Below are 22111 nucleotides of genomic sequence, written 5' to 3'. Positions count from 1 at the left end.
CCGTCAGTGCAGGCCGCCGTAGTTGTCTTCACGGATCACGCGGGGCGTGATCTCGCGCGGCTCAATGGTGACCGGCTGGTAGACCACGCGGCGCAGTTCCTCGTCGTAGCGCATCTCGACGTGGCCGGACAGCGGGAAGTCCTTGCGGAACGGGTGGCCGATGAAGCCGTAGTCGGTCAGGATGCGGCGCAGGTCGATGTGGCCGTCGAACAGGATGCCGTACAGGTCGAAGGCCTCGCGCTCGAACCAGTTGCCCGATGCCCACAGATGCATGACCGAAGGCAGGATCGGCATGTCGTCGTCATCGCAGAAGACCTTCACGCGCAGGCGCTGGTTCAGGCTGACCGACAGCAGGTGCGAGACCACGCAGAAGCGCTGGCCTTCCCATATGCCGTCGCGGTAGGCGGAATAGTCCACGCCGCACAGGTCGATGAGCTGCTCGAACTTGCATCCGGGCGCGTCGCGCAGCGTCTGCATGGCCTCCAGGTAGTCGGCGGCCTTCAGCGTCAGCGTCAGCTCGCCGCGCACCAGGACGAGGGACTTCACCTTGTCGCCCAGCGTGGTGGCGACCGTGTCCTTCAGGATGTGGGGATCGACGGCAAATACGGTCATGGATCAGACCCGGGCGATGGTTTGGGTACGGCGGATCTTCTGCTGCAGCTGGATGATCCCGTAGATCAGCGCCTCGGCCGTCGGCGGGCAGCCCGGCACGTAGACGTCGACCGGCACGATGCGGTCGCAGCCGCGCACGACGGAGTAGCTGTAGTGGTAGTAGCCGCCGCCGTTGGCGCACGAGCCCATGGACAGCACCCAGCGCGGCTCGGCCATCTGGTCGTAGACCTTGCGCAGCGCCGGCGCCATCTTGTTGCACAGCGTGCCGGCCACGATCATCAGGTCGGACTGGCGCGGGCTGGCGCGGAACACCTCGGCGCCGAAGCGGCCGATGTCGTAGCGCGCGGCGGCCGCATGCATCATTTCGACCGCGCAGCAGGCCAGCCCGAAGGTCATGGGCCACAGCGAGCCGGTCTTGGCCCAGTTCACGACCGCGTCGTACGAGGTCGTGACGAAGCCTTCCTTGAATACGCCTTCAATGGCCATAGCTAATCTCCAGCTGTCCGGACCGGGTCATTCCCAGTCCAGCGCGCCCTTTTTCCATTCGTAGACGAAGCCCACGACCAGGATCGCCAGGAACACCACGACGGCCCAGAAGCCGGTCGCACCGACATCCTTCAGCGCCACGGCCCAGGGAAACAGGAACGCGATCTCGAGGTCGAACAGGATGAACAGGATGGCGACGAGGTAGTAGCGCACGTCGAATTTCATGCGCGCGTTCTCGAACGCCTCGAAGCCGCATTCGTACGGGGAGTTCTTGGCCGCATCGGGCCGGTTGGGACCGAGCAGGTAGCCCAGCAGCTGTGGCGCGATCCCTACACCGATACCCACCAGGATGAACAAAAGGACTGGGAGGTACTGGTCGAGGTTCATCTGGAGGACTTCTTCACCGCTGCGCCGGCATGCACGCAGGTTGCATGCCGGCTTCTTGTTGGTGCCGTCGGCGAGACTCGAACTCGCACAGCTTTCGCCACTACCCCCTCAAGATAGCGTGTCTACCAATTTCACCACGACGGCTGTTGTCTGTGTCCAGATGGCATGAGGATGCCTGGCTGTCAAGCTCGGCTTTGGCTTTCCGGACAGCATTCGAGTTTACCCTGGAAACCCCCTAGGTCCCCGGCCGGGGCCAGGGAATTTGCTGGCGCGTGGCCTGCACGCGCCAGTGTGCCGCCCCGTCACTGCGCCGGGATCTGGCCGGCGCCGGAGGCCGGCACGGCCGGTGCCACCGGTGCGGAGGGCGCGGCCGACGGGATCTGCGACGCCGGCGACGGCACCTCGGGCGCGACCGTGGTGCGCTCCAGCACGCTGCCCGCGCTGGCAGGCTGGCGGTGGCCGAAGTAGGCCAGTGCCAGCGTGCTGACGAAGAACACCACGGCCAGCACGGCCGTGGTGCGCGACAGGAAGTTGGCGCTGCCGCTGGCGCCGAACAGGCTGCCCGCGCTGCCGCTGCCGAAGGCCGCGCCCATGTCGGCCCCCTTGCCGTGCTGGATCAGGATCAGGCCGATCATGCCCAGCGCCGCCAGGATCTGCACGGCCAGGACCAGGTTCAACAACACATTCATCTCGATGGCTTCCTCTAAGCGTTCAGCGCGCGGCGGCCACGATGGCCAGGAAATCCGCGGCCTTCAGCGACGCGCCGCCGATCAGGCCGCCGTCGATGTCGGGCTGGGACAGCAGCGATGCCGCGTTGGCGGCGTTCATGCTGCCGCCGTACAGCAGGCGGATGCGGTCCGCGTGGTCGCTGGCTGCGCGCAGCTGCGCGCGCAGCGCGGCGTGGACCTGTTGCGCCAGTTCGGGCGTCGCGGTCTTGCCGGTGCCGATGGCCCAGACCGGCTCGTAGGCGACGACGACCTCGGTGATGCAATGGCCGTTCACATGGATCACGGCCGCCAGCTGGCGCCGCACCACTTCCTCGGTATGGCCGCCGTCGCGCTCGGCCAGCGTCTCGCCGACGCAGACGATGGGCGTGATGCCGGCGGCCAGCGCCCGCTGCGTCTTGGCGGCCACGAGCTCGTCGGTCTCGCCATGGTACTGGCGGCGCTCGGAATGGCCGACGATGCAGTAGCGCACGCCGAAGTCGCGCAGCATGTCGGCGCTGACCTCGCCGGTATAGGCGCCGCTCGCATGCGCGGAGACGTCCTGCGCGCCCGGCTGCACGGCCGACTGGCCGGCCAGCCAGCCCTGCAGCGCCGCCAGGTACGGCGCCGGCGCGCACATCGCCACGTCGCAGGCTGGCTGCGCCTGGGCCAGGCCGTCGAGCACGCCGCGCACCAGCGCCGCGCTGCCCTCCAGGCTGGCGTTCATCTTCCAGTTGCCTGCAATCAGTTTGCTCTTGCTCATCTCGTTCACCAGGTCAGGACGATCTTGCCGATGTGTTGGTTCGATTCCATCAGCGCGTGCGCCTTGGCCGCCTCGGCGGCGGGGAAGCGGCTGTGGATCACCGGCTTGACCCGGCCGGCTTCGATCAGCGGCCAGACATGCCGGCGCAGCGATTGGGCGATGGCCGCCTTGAAGGCCACCGGCCGCGGCCGCAGCGTGGAGCCGGTGACGGTCAGCCGCCGGCGCAGCACCAGCCCGGCGTTGAGCTCGCTCTTGCTGCCGCCCTGCACCGCGATGATGACCAGGCGGCCATCCTCGGCCAGGCAGCTCACCTCGCGCGCGACGTAGGGCCCGGCCACCATGTCCAGGATCACGTCCACGCCCTTGCCGTCGGTCAGCCGGCGGGCCTCCTCGGCGAAGTCCGCGGACTTGTAGTTGATCGCGTGGTCCGCGCCCAGCGCCAGGCAGCCGGCGCACTTCTCGTCGCTGCCGGCCGTCGCGATCACGCGCGCGCCCAGCGCCTTGCCGAGCTGGATCGCGGTCACGCCGATGCCGCTGGTACCGCCCTGCACCAGCAGGGTCTCGCCGCTCTGCAGCCGGCCGCGGTCGCACACGTTGCTCCAGACCGTGAAGAAGGTCTCCGGCAGGCTGGCGGCCTCCTCGTCGGTCAGGCCGACCGGCACCGGCAGGCATTGGCCGACGGGCGCGACGCACAGCTCGGCATAGCCACCGCCGGCCACCAAGGCGCACACCCGGTCGCCGACGTTCAGGCCTGCGGCGCGCAGGGCCTCGGCATCGCCGGACTCGATGACGCCCGCGACCTCCAGGCCCGGGATGTCCGACGCGCCGGGCGGCACCGGGTAGTTGCCGGTGCGCTGCAGCACGTCGGGGCGGTTCACGCCGCTGGCGCGCACGCGCAGCAGCAGCTCGCCGGCGCCGGGCACCGGGTCGGGCCGCTCGGCCGGCTGCAGCACCTCGGGCGCGCCATAGGTGGTGATCTCGATCGCTTTCATGGCAAGTCCTTTCGCAAGGTCGGGGTGCCGGCTGCAGCCGGCACGGCGCGCCGCATCGCCACGATGCGGCGCCGCGAAACGCCGGCTTACTCCGGCTGGCCCGGAGCCGCCTCGGACGGCTGGGGAGCCGGCACCGGCGCCGGCGGCGCGGAGCGGTCCAGCAGGGCCTTCATCGACAGCTTCACGCGGCCCTTCTCGTCGGTCTCCAGCACCTTGACCTTCACGACCTGGCCTTCGGTCAGGTAGTCGGTGACCTTCTCGACACGCTCGTGCGCGATCTGGCTGATGTGCAGCAGGCCGTCCTTGCCGGGCAGCAGGTTGATCAGCGCGCCGAAGTCCAGGATCTTGGTGACCGGGCCCTCGTAGATCTTGCCGACCTCGACCTCCGCCGTGATCTGCTCGATGCGGCGCTTGGCCTCGGCGGCCCTGTCGGCGTCGGTCGAGGCGATGGTGATCGTGCCGTCTTCGCCGATGTCGATCTGGGTGCCGGTCTCCTCGGTCAGCGCGCGGATCACGGCGCCGCCCTTGCCGATCACGTCGCGGATCTTCTCCGGGCTGATCTTCATCGTGTACAGGCGCGGCGCGTAGCTGGAGACCTCGGCCTTGGCCGCGCCCATGGCTTCCTGCATCTTGGCCAGGATGTGCATGCGCGCCTCCTTGGCCTGGGCCAGCGCGACCTGCATGATCTCCTTGGTGATGCCCTGGATCTTGATGTCCATCTGCAGCGCGGTCACGCCGTTGGTCGTGCCGGCCACCTTGAAGTCCATGTCGCCCAGGTGGTCCTCGTCGCCCAGGATGTCGGTCAGCACGGCGAAGCGGTTGGCGTCCTTGATCAGGCCCATCGCGATGCCGGCCACGTGCGCCTTCAGCGGCACGCCGGCGTCCATCATCGACAGGCAGCCGCCGCAGACCGAAGCCATGGAGGAGGAGCCGTTCGATTCGGTGATCTCGCTGACCAGGCGGATCGTGTACGGGAAGTCCTCCTTGGTCGGCAGCACGGCGACCAGCGCGCGCTTGGCCAGGCGGCCGTGGCCGATCTCGCGGCGCTTGGGGCTGCCCACGCGGCCAGTCTCGCCCGTGGCGAACGGCGGCATGTTGTAGTGCAGCATGAAGCGGTCCTCGTAGTCGCCCGAGAGCGCGTCGATGCGCTGCGCGTCGCGCTCGGTGCCCAGCGTGGCCACCACCAGCGCCTGCGTCTCGCCGCGCGTGAACAGCGCCGAGCCGTGGGTGCGCGGCAGCACGCTGCTGCGGATCTCGATCGGACGCACGGTGCGCGTATCGCGGCCGTCGATGCGCGGCTCGCCGGCCAGGATCTGGCCGCGCACGATGCGCGCCTCGATGTCGAACAGCAGACCCTCGACCTTGACCGGATCGAAGGCCACGCCCTGCTCCTTCAGCGCGCCCAGCACTTCGGCGTAGGCGGCGCGGCAGGCCTGCGTGCGGGCCTGCTTGTTGCGGATCTGGTAGGCGGCGCGCAGCTTGTCCTCGCCCAGGCCGGCGACCTTGGCGATCAGTTCCTCTTCGCGGGCCGGCGGCTGCCAGTTCCAGACCGGCTTGCCACCGTCGCGCACCAGTTCATGGATCGCCTCGATCGCGACCTTGCCCTGCTCGTGGCCGAACACCACGGCGCCCAGCATCACCTCCTCGGGCAGTTGCAGCGCCTCGGACTCGACCATCAGCACGGCCGCCTCGGTGCCGGCCACGACCAGGTCCAGGCTGGATTCCTTGCGGGCGGTCTGGCCCGGGTTCAGCACGTACTCGCCGTTGACGTAGCCCACGCGCGCGGCGCCGATCGGGCCGGCGAACGGGATGCCGCTGACGGCCAGCGCGGCGCTGGTCGCGATCAGCGCGGCGATGTCGGCATCGACCTCGGGGTTCAGCGACAGCGTGTGGATCACCACGTGCACTTCGTTGAAGAAGCCCTCGGGGAACAGCGGGCGGATCGGGCGGTCGATCAGGCGGCTGGTCAGCGTCTCGTACTCGCTGGGGCGGCCTTCGCGCTTGAAGAAGCTGCCGGGGATCTTGCCGGCGGCATAGCCCTTCTCCAGGTAGTCGACGGTCAGCGGGAAGAAGTCCTGGCCGGGCTTGCCTTCGGTGCGGCCGACCACGGTGGCCAGCACCACGGTGCCATCCATGTCCAGCAGCACGGCGCCGGTGGCCTGGCGCGCGATCTCGCCGGTTTCCATGCGGACCGTGTGCTGGCCCCACTGGAAGGTCTTGGTGACTTTATTGAACATCGTCATGTGGTTCTCCTAGGACGCAGCCTGCGGGCGGCTGCGGGGACGGTGGAGACAGGGCCGGCGAAGGAACGATGCCATTCCGCAAGCGGCCGCCGCGGCGGCTTGCGGAATGACACAGCGCGGACCTTGCGCAGGCGTCTGCCGGAAAGTGAGGAAGCGCAAAGCGCCTGAGCCAGCGAACCAACTCAGGCGCTCTGCACGCATCGGATCCCGCGGTTTACTTGCGCAGGCCGAGCTTGGCGATCAGGGCCGCGTAGCGGTCGTGGTCCTTGGCGTTCAGGTAGTCCAGCAGCTTGCGGCGGCGGCTGACCATGCGCAGCAGGCCGCGGCGGCCGTGGTGGTCCTTGGCGTGGGTCTTGAAGTGCGGCGTCAGTTCGTTGATGCGCGCGGTCAGCAGCGCGATCTGGACTTCGGGGCTGCCCGTGTCGCTGGCGCTGCGCGCGTTGTCCTTGACGATTTGGGCCTTGGCGGAAGAGTCGATCATGTGGTTTCCCGGAGGAACCGGAACCGCCCGCCCGTCGGCCATGGCGGCATCGCCCCGGAGAAGTGTCCGGGGGACGGCGCGAGACCGAGGGGGAATGCTCCGGTGGTTTCACTTGCGCTGGCAGACGGAACTGACCGCCAGCGTGCGCCCTGCACAGGGCAAAGCCTAAGGATTATAGCGGCTCAGAGCTGGTTCGCGCCGAAGGTGTCGCAGGCCTTGACGCTGCCGGACTTCAGGCCGGCGGCGAACCAGCGCTGGCGCTGAGCGCTGGTGCCGTGCGTGAAGCTCTCGGGCACGACGGCGCCGCCGCCGGAGCGCTGCAGCGCATCGTCGCCGATCTTGGCCGCGGCGTTCATGGCCGACTCGATGTCGCCGCTTTCCAGGATCTGGCGCGCCTGCTGCGCGTGGTTGGCCCAGACGCCGGCGAAGCAGTCGGCCTGCAGCTCCAGGCGCACGCTCATCGCGTTGTACTGCACCTCGCTCATGCGCTGGCGCATCTGCTCCATCTTGGCGGTGATGCCCAGCAGGTTCTGCACGTGGTGGCCGACCTCGTGCGCGATCACGTAGGCCTGGGCGAACTCGCCGGGCGCGCCCAGCCGGTTCTTCAGCGTCTCGTAGAAGCCCAGGTCGATGTAGACCTTCTGGTCGGCCGGGCAGTAGAACGGGCCCATCGCCGCCTGGCCCTGGCCGCAGGCCGTGCGCGTGGCGCCGCGGAACAGCACCAGCGAGGGATCGCGGTAGTTGCCCCCGGCCTCGCGGAACAGGTCGCGCCAGACGTCCTCGGTGTCGGCCAGCACGGTGGACACGAACTTGGCCATGTGGTCGTCCGCGGGCGGCCGCTGCGCCGGCGCCTGCTGCTCCACGGCCACCGGAGCGCCGCCGCCGCTCAGCATGCCCAGCAGCGTCAGCGGGTTGATGCCCAGCACCCAGCCGCCCACCAGCGCGATCACGATCGTGCCGATGCCGATGCTGCGCCCGCCGATGAAGCCGCCACCGCCGCCGCCCTGGCTGCGCCGGTCTTCCACGTTCTGCGATTCGCGATTGCCTTCCCAGCGCATGACGATCTCCTAGCGTTGCCTGCCGCGATGGTACCGCCGGCCCGCACGCGCGGCGCGGCGCCCGCCGAGCCCCCGGTCAGGCCTTGGGCAGCGTGACGCCGACCTGGCCCTGGTACTTGCCGCCGCGGTCCTTGTAGCTGGTCTCGCAGACCTCGTCGCTCTCGAAGAACAGCACCTGGGCGCAGCCCTCGCCCGCGTAGATCTTGGCCGGCAGCGGCGTGGTGTTGGAGAACTCCAGCGTCACGTAGCCCTCCCACTCGGGCTCGAACGGCGTCACGTTGACGATGATGCCGCAGCGCGCATAGGTGCTCTTGCCCAGGCAGATCGTCAGCACGTTGCGCGGGATGCGAAAGTACTCGACCGTGCGCGCCAGCGCGAAGCTGTTGGGCGGGATGATGCAGCTGTCGCCATGGAAGTCCACGAAGCTCTTCTCGTCGAAGTGCTTGGGGTCGACCACGGTGCTGTGGATGTTGGTGAACACCTTGAATTCCGGCGCGCAGCGGATGTCGTAGCCGTAGCTGCTGGTGCCGTAGCTGATGATCCTGTGGCCCTCGCGCTCGCGGATCTGGCCGGGCTCGAACGGCTCGATCATGCCGTGCTGCTCGGCCATGCGCCGGATCCACTTGTCGCTCTTGATGGTCATGGTGAAGGCTCTCGCGTCGGGGGCGGCGATTGTAGGAGGCGCTCCTCAGCCCGGCAGCCCGCCGGCCACGCCTGCGGCCAGCCAGTCCATGGCCAGGATCTGCGCGTCGTCCAGTGTCCGGCCGGCCGCGATCGCGGTGCGGCCGGCCGTGTCGCGCACGTCCGCCTGCGCATGGAACGGGTGCAGCCGCCCGGCCGCGATGTCGCGCTGGCGCGCCAGCACCTCCTCCTGCACGGCCTGCGGCACGCGCGGGCCGAAGTCGCCGACGCGCACCATGCCCTCGCGCACGCCGCCCCACAGCTGCCCGCTCTTCCACGTGCCGTCCAGCACCGCGCGGGCTCGGCGCGTGTAGTAGCCGCCCCACTCGTGCTTCACGGCGGCCAGTTGCGCGTCCGGCCCGACGCGGCGCATGTCGGAGTGGTAGGCCACGGCCAGCCGGCCGCGCTCCTGCGCCGCGGCCATCACGGCGCTGGAGCCGGTGTGGAAGGCCATCACCTCGGCCCCCTGGTCGAACAGCGTCATCGCCGCATCGCGCTCGCGCGGCGGATCGAACCACGCCTGCAGCCAGATCACCCTGACCTGCGCCTGCGGCGCTACCGCGCGCATGCCCAGCGTGAAGGCGTTGATGCCCTGCAGCACCTCGGGGATCGGGAAGCCCGCCACGTAGCCGGCCACCCCGCCCTTCGCCATGCGGCCGGCCGCGATGCCGGCCAGGTAGCGGCCCTCGTAGTAGCGCGCATTGGCCGTGGCCACGTTGGGCGCCGTCTTGTAGCCGGTGATGGACTCGAAGCGCACCTGCGGAAACTCGCGCGCCACCCGCAGCGTGGGTTCCATGTAACCGAAGCTGGGCGTGAAGATCAGCCCGCAGCCCTGCTGCGCCAGCTCGCGGATCACGCGCTCGGCGTCGGGCCCCTCGGCCACGTTCTCCACGTAGCGCGTCTGCACCTCGTCGCCCAGCGCGGCCTGCACGGCACGGCGGCCCTGCTCGTGCTGGTGCACCCAGCCCGCGTCGGTCAGCGGCGCCACGTAGACGAAGCCGATCTTCAAAGGCTCGCGCGCCGCCACCGCCATGCCGGGCAGCCAGCAGGCCGCCATGGCGCCGAGCAGGTGCCGGCGCGACAGCGAGGAGGAGGAAGAAGAAGGGGATGCCGTGCAGCGGTCGGCAGAAACGAAAGCGCGGCCGAAGCCGCTGCTGCGTATTTTAGAAGTGACGCTCTTCATGGGATGTCCGCCAGGGACGTGGAAAGGAAGACATATTGTCCCTCAGGTGGCGGAGGCATGTTGCACGTGCAATGTCTTTTCCTGCGGGCCGTGGCGGTTGCCGGGAGGTAGCCCGTGCGACCGCCGTCGCTCCTGGGACGCCCGCCAGGGCCGCCCGTTGCCCGCGCCCCTCGCTGATGCGCTCGGCGGTTCACATCGTCTTGGAAGGGACCGCGATCCACGACCATCTGAGCATGGGGTTGCGGTTGTCGGATCGCTGGTTGGAAAGCACCAAGCGCATGGCCACAATTTCACGCTTGACATGGCAATAGCGCTCGCTGATGGTGCAGGCATCCAGCAGGAAATCGTAGAGGTCCCCTCAGGCCACCTGCATTCGGCGCAATGTGGGAAGTCCCACACCAGTGGCGTCGAACCCCCCATCGACCGACAGGAATTGGCCATTGACATAGCTGGCCTGCGGGCTGCATAGAAAACCGACGGCATCAGCGATCTCATCGGCGCCGCCGTAGCGGCCCAGCGGGATGGCATCGTAGTAGTCCGAGCGAATGGCGGCACTGTGCACCAGCTTGGCCATCTCCGTTTCCACCGGTCCGGGGCAGACCGTGTTCACCCGGATGCCGAGAATCCCCAGCTCCACGGCCAGTTGCCGGGTCAGGTGGATCAACGCCGCCTTGCTGGTGCCATACGCGACACGCAGCGTGCTAGCGCGCAGTCCGGAGATCGACGCGATATTGACGATGGCGCCGCCGCGCGAAGACGGCATCAGGGCGGAGAACGCCTGGCAGCACAGGAACGCACCATCCAGGTTGGTGGCCATCACCTCGCGCCAGTCGGCAAAGCTGGTCTGCTGCACAGGCTTGAAGATGGCAACGCCGGCGTTGTTGACCAGGGCCGCTACGTTTCCCCACGTGGAGCGAACCGCGGATGCGGCCCTCTCCACATCCTCCGGCCGCGAGACATCGCGATCCAGCAGCAGCACATCGGCATTGGGGCCCATGGCAGATGCGGCCTCCTCCAGAGCAGCAGTGTCTCGATCAAGCAGCGCCACTCGATAGTTGTTGCGCAGAAACCATTGCCCGATGGCAAGACCGATGCCTTGTGCGCCGCCGGTGACCACGGCCACCGGTTTTCCCATGGATTCAGACATTTCTTCCTCTGAAGACGAAGCCCATAGCCCATGCCGGATCAAGCGATCCAGACATGGGGATGGGGGTCAAGCCAGGCGCTGCAGTGCGCTTTGGTAGTACGCGGCCCGTTGGGCGTAGTCCGCGGCGTTCCCCCGCAGGCCGGCCACTTCCGCGTCGCTCAGTTGGCGCGCCAACTTTGCGGGCGCGCCCACGATCAGGGAATTGTCGGGAAACTCCTTGCCGCCCAGCACCACCGCGCCGGCCGCCACGAGGCAGTTGCGCCCGATGACAGCGCCGTTGAGCACAACGGCCTGTATGCCGATGAGCGAGCCGTCGCCGATGCTGCAGCCGTGCAGCATGGCCTGGTGCCCCACGGACACCTGATTGCCGATCCTCAGCGGAAAGCCGGGATCGGTGTGCAGAACGGCGCCGTCCTGGATGTTGCTAGCTTCGCCGATGGTGATGGGCTCATTGTCGGCACGCAGCACGCTTTGCGGCCATACGCTGCCGCCGGTGCCGATGGTGACGGCGCCGATGACGGTAGCGTCTTCCGCTACATAGGCGCCTGCGCCCAGGTGTGGTTCGAGGTCATTGAGTCGATAGACAGCCATGATGAGTCATCCCTTGGAATGTCAGAGAAAGCCGATGGAGATCCACGGGAAGGCCGCGACCAGGATGATGCCGATCAGCAGCGCCAGCAGATACCCGCCAATGGGGCGAATACCCTTGTCCGGATGGACGCGCCCGATCGCACATGCGGCGTAGTAGCCGACGCCCAGCGGCGGAGCGAACAGCCCCAAGCCCATGGACAGGACGACAACCATCGCGTAGTGCACTTCATGCACGCCCATCTGCCTCGCGATCGGGAACAGCAGCGGTCCGAAAAGCACCACGGCGGGGATGCCCTCCAGCACGGAGCCCAGGAACACGAAGGCCACGATGGACACGGCGAGAAACATGGGCACGCCGCCGGACAGCCCCGTCATCATTTCCGCAAGCAGGCGCGAGAAGCCCGACTGCGTGAGTCCCCATGCCATGGCGGTGGCCGTGCCGATGATCAGCAAGATGGCGCCCGACAGCGATGCAGTGGCCACCAGCATAGGCACCACGCGCTTCCAGTCGAACTCCCGATAGACCAGCAAGCCGACGATGACGGCGTAGGCGATGCCCAGCGTGGAGACTTCGGTAGCCGTGGCCACCCCTTCGACAACCGCGGCCCGGATGATGAAAGGCAAGGCCAGTGCCGGCAGCGCAACCAAGGCCAGCCGCGCGATCTCCTTGGCTGGAATGCGCACCACACTGCTCAGGTCTTCGTGGCGGTAGCGAAACCAGACCACCACGCACAGCACGGCACCCAGCACCAGCGCAGGCAGCAGGCCGCCGGTGAACAGCGCCGCGATGGAAACGCCGGTGACGGAGCCAATCGTGATGAGCACCAGGCTCGGAGGTACGGTTTCCGTCTGCGCGCCTGTGGCGGACAGCAGCGCCACCAGTTCCCCCTCCTTGGCGCCTCGCTTTTGCATCTCCGGAAACAGCGCCGGTGCAATGGCCGCCATATCGGCCGCCTTCGACCCGGAGATGCCGGAAACCAGGTACATCGCACCGATCAGCACATAGGACAGCCCGCCCTTGACCCGTCCGAGCAGGCTGGCGAGGAAGGCCACCATGGCCCGGGCCATGCCCGTCATCTCGATGAGCAAGCCCAGGAAGACGAATAGGGGCACCGACAGCAGGATCAGATGCGACATGCCTTCGTCCATGCGGCCGACCAGCACCAGCAGCGGTGTGGAAGTCGCCAGCGCCAGGTAGCCGAACGCGCCCAACCCGAAGGCGAAGGCAATTGGTATGCCCGCGAAGACACTCCCCGCCCCGATGCCGACAAAGAAAATCAGCAGATTGAGCCTGCCCAGATCCTCGAACACCGGCCCGGCACCCCAGAACGCCGCCACGATGCCGGCGATGATGGCAACCGCCAGCGCAGCCTGCGCCAGCGATGCCTGGCCGAGCAGGCGCAGCAGTGCCAGCACCGCCATCAGAGCTACGCCCACCGGAAGGGCCGCAGCACGCCAGGCGTTGGAGATGCTCAGAGCCGGCGTGGTGATGGCCACTTCCTCGGCCGCATATTCATATGCAGGCCAGACGACCATGGCGAGAAAGGCCAGGGAAGCGACGGTTGCAATGGCCTCGAGCATGGCCATGCCCGTGGGACTCAGCCTGCCGACCAGGGCCGTCATCCGCATGTGCTCGCCGCGCCGCAGCGCGACGGCAGCGCCCAGCATGGCCAGCCAGACGAACAGGATGGAGGCCAGCTCATCGGACCAGACCAAGGGTGCATGCAACGCGAAGCGCGCAATCACCCCGGCCAGCAGCACTGCGATTTCCGCGGACACCAGCACTGCGGCCAGTGCCTCGACAGCGGAGCCAAGCACCTGATCCGACCGCGTGACCCAAGGCCGGGCCACGACGCCAGGGTGTCCGGCCCCCCCGCCGGGCTCGAGTTGGTGGACGGCGGGATTCATGCCAGCTTCCCCGTGTAGCGCTCCAGGGTGGCCCAGGCTTCGGCACCGAACTTGTTTTTCCACTCGGTATAGAAGCCGGCATCGCGGAGCTTGGCCCGGAAGGCATCGGGGTTGGTTTGCGCAAACACCATGCCCTTGCCGCTCAGGTCCTTCTGCACCGTGGCATTCAGCGCCTCGATATCGCCACGCTCCTTCATGCCGGCCTGATTGATGTGCTTGGCGACGATCGCACGGATGTCTTCCGGCAAGCGCTCCCAGGCACGCTTGTTGGCGAGGAACCAGAAGCCGTCCCACATATGGTTGGTCAGCGAGCAGTACTTCTGCACCTCGTTGAGCTTGGCGGTCGCCACCAGCGAGAGCGGGTTCTCCTGCCCGTCGACCACCTTGGTCTGCAGGGCGCTGTACACCTCGCCGAAGTTGATCGACGCCGGCGCCGCGCCGAAGGCCTTGAACATGGACGTCCACAGGGGCGAGACCGGAACGCGGATCTTGAAGCCCTTGAGGTCGTCGGGGGACTGGATCGGCTTGTTGGAGGACGTGATCTGGCGGAAGCCGTTGTCCCAGATCTTCTCCATGGCGACGAGGTTGGCCTTGGCGATCTCCCGGCGCACGAATGCGCCCAGGTCGCCGTCCAGTGCCTTCCAGACGGTGTCGTAGTCATGGAACGCGAACCCGATGCCGCTGATCGCCGCCGCCGGCACCAGCGTCGACAGGATCAGCCCGGACAGCGTGAAGAACTCGACCCCCCCCGAGCGCACCTGGCTCAGCATGTCCGTGTCGGAACCGAGCTGGTTGTTCGGGAACACCTGCAGATCGACGCGGCCCTGGGTCTCCGCGGCGATGGCGGCCGACATCTCCTTGGCCCGGACGTTCATCGGGTGGGTGTCCGGCAGGTTGTTGGCGAACTTCAGCTTGAACTCCGCGCGCTTTTGGGCACGGGCGATGGGCATGGAAAGGGCCAGCGGTGCAGCCATCGTGGTGGCCAGCAGGTTGCGGCGGGTGAAGGTCATGGCTTGTCTCCTTTGGGTGGTGGGGGGGATTAATGTGAGTCGGTGGCCGCACCAGATGCACGCGGCGCGCCTTCGAACAGATTGCGCACGAACAGGCCGCTGGCCAGGAAGCCACCATCGACGGCCAGCGTCTCGCCGGTGATGTAGCTCGCCTGCTCCGACAGCAGGAAAAGCACGGCATGGGCGATCTCGTCGGGGGTGCCGAAGCGGTTCATCGGTACCAGGTTCGCGTAGGTGGAGGTGGAGTCGCCACCGGCCATTTTTTTGATCAATGGCGTTTCGACAGGCCCTGGCGCCACGGCATTGACCGTGACGCCCCATTCGGCGGCCTCGACCGCGAACTGGCGGGTCAGCGCAATCAACGCGGCCTTGGACGTGCCATAGGCCAACCTGCCGCTGCCTGCGCGCACGCCGCTGATCGAGGCGATGTTCACGATCCGGCCCCAGCCCTTGCGCTTCATGTCGGCCAGGCATTGCTGGACGATGAGAAAGGGCGCGGTCACGTTGATGTCCAGCGTGGATTGCCACTGGGACATGGAATGTTCCAGCACTGGGGCGGTAGGCGCCACGCCGGCACAGTTGACGACCATGTCGGGCGCTCCGACCTGGTTTCTGACCTCGCCCAGCATGGCCTGGATGGCCTGGGCGTCGGCCATGTCGGCGCAGAACGGATGGGCGCTGCCGCCCTGGCCGGCAATGTGCTCGGCCGCGTCCCTGGCGCCCTGTGCATCGCGGTCCACGATGCAGACGACGGCATGTGCGTCGATGGCGAGGCGCTCCGCGATGGCGCGGCCGATGCCGCTGGCCGCACCGGTGACGAGTGCGATCCGGGGGGTGTTTTGCGGTTGATTCATGATTCGATGGACTACAAGGCAATGGGTGTCAGGCAGGCTGGCCCGGTTCGTCCGGGAGCCACTCTTCCAGCGTGACCTCGAAGGTCATGCAGATGGGGTTCAGGCCGGCGACGAAGGGCCCGCCATAGACCTGCCCGTCCGGATCGGCCACCACACCGGACAGCGAGGACCGGATGGAGCCGTCGGCCAGCGTGCGGACCTCGCCGGCCAGGCTGACGATTTCGACCGCCGGCCCCTTGATCTGCAGATACGAGCCGTCGCTCTTGAGCAGGCAGCCGTCGATGAGGCTGCCCAGCGCGCCGCGCACGAACGCGTTCTTGAAGCCTTCCGCAAGGCAGAGCTTCTCGACGCCGTGCAGCAGGTCCTCGTTGGGGGCGATGCGCGCGTAGGCCACGCGGCCCATGGCCCCGCTTTCGACAATGGCGGATGAGTTCATGGAGCTTCTCCGGAGGTGGAATCCAGGGGTTGGATCAAGGGGATGTTGGTTTCAGGGTCGTAGGCGACCCGCAGCTCGAAACCGTCGAGCGAGGTCACGAGCACCGAGAGGGGCTCGGCGGCAATGGCGGCCTGCGTGATGATGTGGCCGCCCTTGACCGCGCCGCTTTCGGTTCGGATCGCGGCATGGCAATGCACGATGGGCTGGCCGTCCTGGTTTTTTCCGACGGTGGCGTTGCCGAACACCATGTAGGTGCGGCCTGTGTCCACGGGGCTGGTGTACCGGATGATGGCCTGGCCCAGCGGATCGGGCGGCGCCATGCAGAACTGCATGCTGCTGAAAAGTCCTCCGAGGATCGTGGTCGATGCGCTGTGGATGCCGCGCTCGCTGAGCGGCTGCACCAGCGCGTCGAACAGGCTCGCGCCGGGCTGGATCTGCAGCCGGAAGTGCTGGGCATGCGTGGCATGCCGGCTCTGGATGCGTACCGGGTTGAACGGTCCGGGATGCACGAGGGTGCGTGCCCGGGGGTAGGGAGAAGATGGCGTGGTGTTCATGGCGCGTCTCCTCAGCCCCGCGTCGGTTGTGCGATGGCCCCGGTCTCTTCCAGCAGCCGGCGCACGTCCTTCTTTGTCACCTTTCCATAGCCGGACTTGGGCAGGCTGTCCCAGAAGAACACCTGGCGCGGCCACCGGTACTTCGCGCACCGGCCTTCGAGGTGCGCCAGCACGCCGGCTTCGTCCAGGGCCGGGTGGTCCGCACGGCGCACGATCACGGCGACGCCGATCTCACCCCATTTCTCGTCGGGCACGCCCAGCACCGCGACTTCGGCAACGCCGGGATGGGTGAGCAGCACCTCCTCCACCTCGCGCGGGTACACGTTCGATCCGCCGGAGATGTACATGTCGGATTCCCGGCCCGTGATGTAGAGCAGCCCGCGCGCATCCATGCGGCCCAGGTCGCCCGTGTGGAACCAGCCGCCGCGCAGCGCCTTGGCCGTGGCTTCGGGGTTGTCGTGGTACTCGGCGAGAACGGCGGGGCCTCGGCAGCAGATTTCACCGATTTCCCCGACAGGCAGGGGGGCCAGATCCTCACCCAGCACAGCCACTTCCATGCCCGTGCGCGGGTAGCCGCAGGTTCCCACCGGTGCCTGGGGATCGTCATCGTCGGCCGAGTGCATGTGCGGCGGGAGCACCGTGATGCAGCCAGTAACCTCGCCCAGGCCGAAGTACTGGACCAGCACCCTGCCCAGCTTCTGGAGTGCCAGCTTCTGATCGGCGCGGTACATCGGCGCGCCCGCGTAGATCATGTAGCGCAGCGAGCTGTGGTCGTAGCGGTCTACCGAGGGATGCTCCACCAGCATCTTGACGATGGTCGGCACGGTGAACAGGTTGCTGACGCGGTGCTGCTCCACCAGCTGCCAGAACGATTCCGGGTCGAGCTTCTCCCCTGGCGGCAGGACGGTCGCGGCGCCCCTGGCCACATTCAGCAGCGCATGGATGCCCGCGCCGTGCGACAGCGGCGCGACGGCGATGGAGCGGTCACGCTCGGTCGTTCCGGGAATCAGGTCGGCCAGGTGATTGGTGACGACGAAGTTCATCTGGCCGTGCGTCAGCACTGCCGCCTTGGGCTTGCCGGTCGTGCCCGAGGTGTAGAAGAACCAGAGCGGATCGTCGGCCCCGACCTGCGCCGGCTGCGGCTGCTCACCGAGATGGGCCCGCACCAGCTCCTCATAGGCCAGCTCGCCATCGCGGGGCTGGTCGATGCAGACAATGTGTTCCAGCGCAGGCGAGGCTGCACGCACCGCGTCGGCATGCTCGGCGAAATCGCGCTCGTAGAGCATCGCCTTGGCGCCACTGGACGCGCCCAGATAGGCGATCTCGAGCGGTGTCAGCCGGAAATTGGTCGGCACCCACACGCAACCGAGCCGGAACGCGATCCAGCAACTCTCGAAGAGCTGGAGGTTGTTGCGCGACTGGACCAGGATGCGGTCACCCGGACGCAGGCCCAGGGCGCGCAGCGCCGCCGCCATGGCGTCGACGCGCTGGTCGATCTCGCGCCAGGTCCACTGGCGCTCTCCCTGGATCAGCCCCGCATGGTCGGGGAACAGGCGTGCGGTCTGGGCCAGCAATTGCCCCAGGTTCATGGCTTGTGCGGCATTCATGATTACGCGGCCTCCAGCACGCTGAGATAGTTGGTCACGGCGGCCCCACCCATGTTGAAGACAGCACCCAGGCGGGCACCGGGGACCTGCATGGCATCGGCCTGCCCGGCAAGCTGCATGGCGGCCATGACATGCTGCGAAACACCCGTGGCCCCGATGGGGTGGCCGCGCGACTTCAGCCCCCCCGAGCGGTTGACGGGCAGCTTGCCGTCCCGCGTGGAAATGCCCTCCAGGATGACGCGCGCACCCTGGCCATGTTCCGCGAGGCCCATCGCTTCGTACTGGAGCAGTTCAGCCATGGTGAAGCAGTCGTGGGTCTCGACGAACTGCAGATCGCCCAAGCCGATGCCCGCGCTCTTCAGCCCCCGCTCCCATGCCTTGGCGGCGCCCTCGAAGCGGGTGACATCCCGCTTGCCGAGTTGCAGGAAGTCATTGACCTGCGTGCGCGAGCGCCAGCGGATGGCGGGACGGTTGGAGCCGCCCCGCTCCTTGGAAATCACCAGGGCCGCCGCGCCGTCGGACACCAGGGAACAATCGGACCGCTTGAGCGGACCGGCAACCACTGGGTTCCTGTCAGAGGCCGTGCGGCAGAACTCGAAACCCAGATCTCGGCGCATGTGGGCATAGGGGTTGTCCACGCCGTTGCGGTGGTTCTTGGCGGCGATGGCGGCGAGCGCATCGGACTGGTCTCCGAATCGGTCGAAGTACTCGCCCGCAATGCGGCCGAACACCCCTGCGAAGCCCATGGGGGTGTCGCCATCTTCCCGCACATAGGAACACTTCAGCAGTACTTCGCCGACCTGCGCCGAAGGTAGCGTGTTCATCTTCTCGAAGCCGATGACGAGCGCGCGCTGGCAGCGTCCGCTTTCCACGGCATCGAGCGCAGCCCAGACCGCAGCGGAACCGGTAGCGCATGCGTTTTCCAGCCGCACCGCAGGCGTATCCCGGAACTCGGGCATGGCCACGGAGACCAGCGAAGCGCTGAAGTCCTGCGGCACGAAGCCCGCGTTGAAGGTGCCGACGAACACGCCGTCGATGTCCCGGGCTTCGAGTCCTGCACTTTCCAGCGCCGGATTCGCCGCATCCCGGATCAGTTGCTCGATGTCTATCCTGTCGAGCTTGCCAAAGGGCGTATGGCCCCAGCCGATGATGTGTGGTGTCGTCATGGAGAACCTCCGTGGAGTGAGAAAGCCCGGTTTGGGCGTGCAGGCACACTGACGGCAATGCGCCAGCAATGTGCGGATGGGAACGGAACCGGCAGCGCAGTGCCGCGTCGAACTACCCCCCAGCGGGGGTACACCTTGCGATCAGGCACTGGCCAGATGCGGCGATGCCCGATGGCTCAACCGACGGCGGTGGAGAAGGGGCGTTGACCGAATCTTTTCTCGCCTATCGGCGAGCACTGCGCGTGCGGATCGGTGAGCTGTCAGCGAGACCCGTCAAGGGATACGGTGCGTATCAGGTCTCGTGCTTGCGCGGATGGCTGCGATGGCATCCTGCGCTTCAATGTCCATGGCCGTGCCGGATAGATGGCAGCCTGTCGTGACTTGCATGGTCTAGTCTCCTGATGCCGCGCCTTGCCAGCGTTGTGCACTGCCTCGGCCGACATGTGTCGTTGAATGGGCGCAAGTTTAGAAAGCAGGCATCATTAGGTAAAGTTCGATTTTTATATCGATTGTTTTGGAATCCAGAATGGAACTGAGACACCTGAGGGCGTTCATCGCGGTCGCCGAGGAAATGCATTTCGGCCGTGCGGCGGAACGCCTGCACCTGTCGCCGCCCCCCGTCAGCCTCGCCATCAAGGAGCTGGAGGATGAGCTGGGCATCAAGCTCTTTGAGCGCACATCCAGACGTATCGCGCTGACCACCGGAGGCCAGGAGGTGCTGCGCGATGCGCGAAGCATCGTCGCCCGCACGGAATCGATGCGGCTGCATGCACATGCGGCTGCGAGCGGACTGTCCGGCTCGCTGTCGGTCGGATTCACCAGCCCGCCGACCTATTCCTTCCTGCCCGATGTGCTGCGCCGCTTCAGCCTCGACTACCCCGAAATCCGTTTGTCGCTTCACGAGGCGAGCACCGATCGCATATACGACGATCTGGAGGCCGGGGTTCTGGATATCGGATTCATGTTCGCCTCACCCGGCAACTTCCCGTCGCTCACCTACCAGCCGACGAGCCGCTATGAGCTGATTGCGGCGCTGCCGGAAGCGCACCCATTGGCACGCGGCACACGTGTGCCACTGGAACGCCTGTCCGGTGAAAGGTTCTTGCTTTTCGAGCGCCATCAAGGCGCACTCATGTTCGACATGGTGGTGGCCACCTGCATGCACCATGGCTTCAGTCCGCGCATCTTTCACGCGCGCCAGCAGCACACCATCGTGAGTCTGGTTTCCGCAGGATTCGGGGTGGCCTTGGTGCCGGATTGCGTCCAGGTCATGCGCCGCGAAGGCGTTGTCTACCGCAGGCTGCGGGGCACGCCTCCCACCGTCGAGTCAGGCGTGGCATGGAAGACCGAAGACGATTCACCGACGCTGCATGCATTCCTGCAGTACGTCCCGCACCTCAAGCGCCAAGGCAGCGCCTCGGCACGGAAGAGGAAGGAGGAGCAGTAGACGAGCGGGATTGATTCGGTCAGGTCCGTACCGGATCGTCTCGGTACGCCGCGAACTTCGAGGTCTTGCCGATACCCGGATTGAGGCAGTTGCACGGGTCGAGCTGGCGGTAGAACGCCGCCAGTTGCGGCTTGGCCTCGTACAGGTGCCCGACGTTGTGCTCGGCCGGGTATTCGGCCCCACGCTGGTCGAGCAGCCCCAGCATGGCGTGCTCCAGCGCCAGGCAATCGTTGCCCTTGGCCACGATGTAGTCCTGGTGGAACACGTGGCACAGGAAGTGCCCGTAGTACAGCTTCCGCAGGATGGGCCGCTCGATCTGCGGCGGCAACTGCTCGAACCAGTCTCGGTCGTTGCGCCGCAGCGCGATGTCGAGCGCGACGATGTCCTCGACCTCCTTGTGGTGCACCGCGCGGTAGCGCACGGCGGCACTGGCAGCCGCGAAGCGGTGCAGGAAGGCTTTGCGCCCCTCCTCGCCGGTGCATTCGAAGTACCCGCCGCCGCCCTGTGCGAAGCGCTGGGCCAGATATGCCCGCGCTTCCTCCACGCCCTGCGCGGACACCTTCAGCATCAGGTGGTGCTCGTACTGGTCGCGGTAGGCTGCAAGGCGCGCGGGCAGGTGGTCCGGCAGGCAGCGGCTGAACCATTGCAGCACACGGTCGGTCAGGTGCCGGGGCAGGAAACCCAGGCGCTCGAACCACGCGTCGCAGCGCGTCTTCAGGCTGAAGAACAGCGGTAGCCGGTCCGTGCCCAGCTTGTCGATGATGACGAACAGGTCCTTTCCGTACTGGCGCGCGATGTCGAACGCATCGCGGTGCAGGTATTCGCCCGCGATCGGCAGGTGCGTGAACCGGGCGAGCGCACGGCGCCGGATGTCGGTGAGCACTCCGGTGTCGTTGGTGCCGATGTAGAACACAGTCGCACCGGCCTCGGCGGCAAACGTGTCGAGGCGCACCGCGAACGTCATCACCTTGCCGGCGGAACCGGATGCCTCGAACAGCCGCCGTGGGTCGGCGTTGAAGCGCGCGGGCGTGGGCGCATCGACATCGCGGACATGGGCCGCGTAGTCATGGTCCGATGCGGCGGCGCCCTCGTGCACGTCGGCCTCGGTGAAGGTCCCATTCTCTATGCGCGCCAGCACTTCCTCCGGCGTGCCGCCAAGTTCTATCCCCAGGTGGTTCACCAGGCGCGGCGTACCCGAGGCATCCACGGCGGCGAACAGCGCCATCTCCGTGTAGGCCGGCCCGCGGTGCACCAGCGAGCCGCCCGAGTTGTTGCTGATGCCGCCCAGCACCGAGGCGCCGATGCACGACGAGCCGATCACCGAATGCGGCTCGCGCCCCAGGGGCTTGAGCGTGCGTTCGAGGTGGTCCAGCGTGGCGCCGCCAATGCAGACCACCTGCCGCCCGCCGCCGATCAGGTGGATGCGCCGGATGCGCGTGGTGCTGACGATGACCACCTCCCGGTCGTAGCCGTCGCCATCGGGCGTCGAGCCGCCGGTCAGGCCCGTGTTCGATGCCTGCGTGATGACGATCACGCGCGCTGCCATGCAGGCGGCCAGCACCCGCCATTGCTCGACCAGCGTGCCGGGACGCACCACCGCCAGCGCGCGACCCGCGCCGAAGCGGTAGCCCGTGCGGTAGCGGCGCGTGGGCGCATCGCCGGTCAGCACGTGGCGCGCGCCGACGATTCCACCGAGCTTGCCGATCAAATCGGGCGGGGTCATCACGAGTCTCCTGGTGCTTTGCTGACGCCCATTGTTGAGCGCCTGCCAGGGACTGTGGAGAGACCTGACAGCTGGTCC

General features: G+C 67.3%; 22 protein-coding genes and 1 tRNA gene. 1 reads left to right on the top strand and 22 read right to left on the bottom strand.

The genetic code is table 11. From position 1 onward, the window contains the following. Positions 1–3: 3 nt before the first annotated feature. From QM782_RS16655 to QM782_RS16555, 21 genes are all read right to left on the bottom strand, one after another. Positions 4–612, bottom strand: coding sequence for an NADH-quinone oxidoreductase subunit C (locus tag QM782_RS16655; RefSeq protein ID WP_415204016.1), 609 nt, complete (start codon positions 610–612; stop codon positions 4–6). Between the two features lie 3 nt (positions 613–615). Beyond that, positions 616–1098 (bottom strand): NuoB/complex I 20 kDa subunit family protein, encoded by a 483-nt coding sequence (locus tag QM782_RS16650; RefSeq protein ID WP_056175322.1) that lies wholly within the window; start codon positions 1096–1098, stop codon positions 616–618. A gap of 27 nt (positions 1099–1125) precedes the next feature. Beyond that, positions 1126–1485: an NADH-quinone oxidoreductase subunit A gene (locus tag QM782_RS16645; protein ID WP_415204015.1), complete on the bottom strand. Its 360-nt coding sequence runs from the start codon at positions 1483–1485 to the stop codon at positions 1126–1128. Between the two features lie 59 nt (positions 1486–1544). Beyond that, positions 1545–1629, bottom strand: a tRNA-Leu gene (locus tag QM782_RS16640). 158 nt (positions 1630–1787) lie between these two features. Further along, on the bottom strand, positions 1788–2174 hold the full coding sequence (gene secG, locus QM782_RS16635) for a preprotein translocase subunit SecG (protein WP_415204014.1): 387 nt from the start codon (positions 2172–2174) through the stop codon (positions 1788–1790). 22 nt (positions 2175–2196) lie between these two features. Then, positions 2197–2952: a triose-phosphate isomerase gene (tpiA, locus tag QM782_RS16630; protein WP_415204013.1), complete on the bottom strand. Its 756-nt coding sequence runs from the start codon at positions 2950–2952 to the stop codon at positions 2197–2199. Positions 2953–2957: 5 nt separating this feature from the next. Further along, the gene (locus QM782_RS16625; RefSeq protein WP_415204012.1) at positions 2958–3944 is read right to left on the bottom strand and encodes an NAD(P)H-quinone oxidoreductase; all 987 of its coding nucleotides are present in this window, start codon (positions 3942–3944) and stop codon (positions 2958–2960) included. 86 nt (positions 3945–4030) lie between these two features. Beyond that, positions 4031–6187 carry a polyribonucleotide nucleotidyltransferase gene (gene pnp / locus QM782_RS16620; protein ID WP_415204011.1) on the bottom strand — a complete coding sequence of 719 codons (2157 nt, stop codon included), beginning with the start codon at positions 6185–6187 and terminating at the stop codon, positions 4031–4033. 214 nt (positions 6188–6401) lie between these two features. After that, positions 6402–6668, bottom strand: coding sequence for a 30S ribosomal protein S15 (gene rpsO, locus QM782_RS16615; protein WP_415204010.1), 267 nt, complete (start codon positions 6666–6668; stop codon positions 6402–6404). A 182-nt stretch (positions 6669–6850) separates the two neighbouring features. Beyond that, positions 6851–7726: a neutral zinc metallopeptidase gene (locus QM782_RS16610; protein ID WP_415204009.1), complete on the bottom strand. Its 876-nt coding sequence runs from the start codon at positions 7724–7726 to the stop codon at positions 6851–6853. Positions 7727–7802: 76 nt separating this feature from the next. Next, entirely contained in the window at positions 7803–8369 is a 567-nt protein-coding gene (gene dcd / locus QM782_RS16605) for a dCTP deaminase (RefSeq protein ID WP_415204008.1), read from the bottom strand. Between the two features lie 45 nt (positions 8370–8414). Continuing rightward, positions 8415–9464 (bottom strand): BMP family ABC transporter substrate-binding protein, encoded by a 1050-nt coding sequence (locus QM782_RS16600; RefSeq protein ID WP_415205668.1) that lies wholly within the window; start codon positions 9462–9464, stop codon positions 8415–8417. 484 nt (positions 9465–9948) lie between these two features. Beyond that, positions 9949–10737, bottom strand: coding sequence for an SDR family NAD(P)-dependent oxidoreductase (locus tag QM782_RS16595; RefSeq protein WP_415204007.1), 789 nt, complete (start codon positions 10735–10737; stop codon positions 9949–9951). Between the two features lie 66 nt (positions 10738–10803). Continuing rightward, positions 10804–11328 carry a gamma carbonic anhydrase family protein gene (locus QM782_RS16590; protein WP_415204006.1) on the bottom strand — a complete coding sequence of 175 codons (525 nt, stop codon included), beginning with the start codon at positions 11326–11328 and terminating at the stop codon, positions 10804–10806. Positions 11329–11349: 21 nt separating this feature from the next. Further along, complete coding sequence (locus tag QM782_RS16585) at positions 11350–13236, bottom strand: TRAP transporter large permease subunit (RefSeq protein ID WP_415204005.1); 1887 nt, start codon at positions 13234–13236, stop codon at positions 11350–11352. Beyond that, positions 13233–14246 carry a TRAP transporter substrate-binding protein gene (locus QM782_RS16580; RefSeq protein ID WP_415204004.1) on the bottom strand — a complete coding sequence of 338 codons (1014 nt, stop codon included), beginning with the start codon at positions 14244–14246 and terminating at the stop codon, positions 13233–13235. Before QM782_RS16580 ends, QM782_RS16585 begins: the two co-directional genes overlap by 4 nt. A gap of 29 nt (positions 14247–14275) precedes the next feature. Continuing rightward, the gene (locus QM782_RS16575; protein ID WP_415204003.1) at positions 14276–15100 is read right to left on the bottom strand and encodes an SDR family NAD(P)-dependent oxidoreductase; all 825 of its coding nucleotides are present in this window, start codon (positions 15098–15100) and stop codon (positions 14276–14278) included. A 28-nt stretch (positions 15101–15128) separates the two neighbouring features. Continuing rightward, on the bottom strand, positions 15129–15536 hold the full coding sequence (locus QM782_RS16570) for a PPC domain-containing DNA-binding protein (RefSeq protein ID WP_415204002.1): 408 nt from the start codon (positions 15534–15536) through the stop codon (positions 15129–15131). Beyond that, a complete protein-coding gene (locus QM782_RS16565; RefSeq protein ID WP_415204001.1) occupies positions 15533–16090 on the bottom strand; it encodes a PPC domain-containing DNA-binding protein in 558 nt (185 codons plus the stop codon). The genes QM782_RS16570 and QM782_RS16565 overlap by 4 nt, the downstream gene beginning before the upstream one ends. Positions 16091–16101: 11 nt before the next feature. Next, positions 16102–17697 (bottom strand): acyl-CoA synthetase, encoded by a 1596-nt coding sequence (locus QM782_RS16560; protein WP_415204000.1) that lies wholly within the window; start codon positions 17695–17697, stop codon positions 16102–16104. A gap of 2 nt (positions 17698–17699) precedes the next feature. Next, complete coding sequence (locus QM782_RS16555) at positions 17700–18863, bottom strand: acetyl-CoA acetyltransferase (protein WP_415203999.1); 1164 nt, start codon at positions 18861–18863, stop codon at positions 17700–17702. A 526-nt stretch (positions 18864–19389) separates the two neighbouring features. On the opposite strand from QM782_RS16555, the gene QM782_RS16550 reads away from it, so the two are divergent. Then, positions 19390–20310, top strand: a complete 921-nt coding sequence (locus QM782_RS16550) for a LysR family transcriptional regulator (protein ID WP_415203998.1) — start codon at positions 19390–19392, stop codon at positions 20308–20310. Positions 20311–20329: 19 nt separating this feature from the next. On the opposite strand, the gene dld is transcribed toward QM782_RS16550, so the two are convergent. Continuing rightward, on the bottom strand, positions 20330–22033 hold the full coding sequence (gene dld, locus QM782_RS16545; protein WP_415203997.1) for a D-lactate dehydrogenase: 1704 nt from the start codon (positions 22031–22033) through the stop codon (positions 20330–20332). Positions 22034–22111: the final 78 nt, after the last annotated feature.

Origin of the sequence: Pseudorhodoferax sp., from assembly GCF_047601025.1 — a bacterium.
In the GTDB taxonomy this organism is placed as follows: Bacteria; Pseudomonadota; Gammaproteobacteria; order Burkholderiales; family Burkholderiaceae_C; genus Pseudorhodoferax.
The sequence above is the reverse complement of the archived record's forward strand: the minus strand, read 5'-3'. Positions and strand labels throughout refer to the sequence as shown.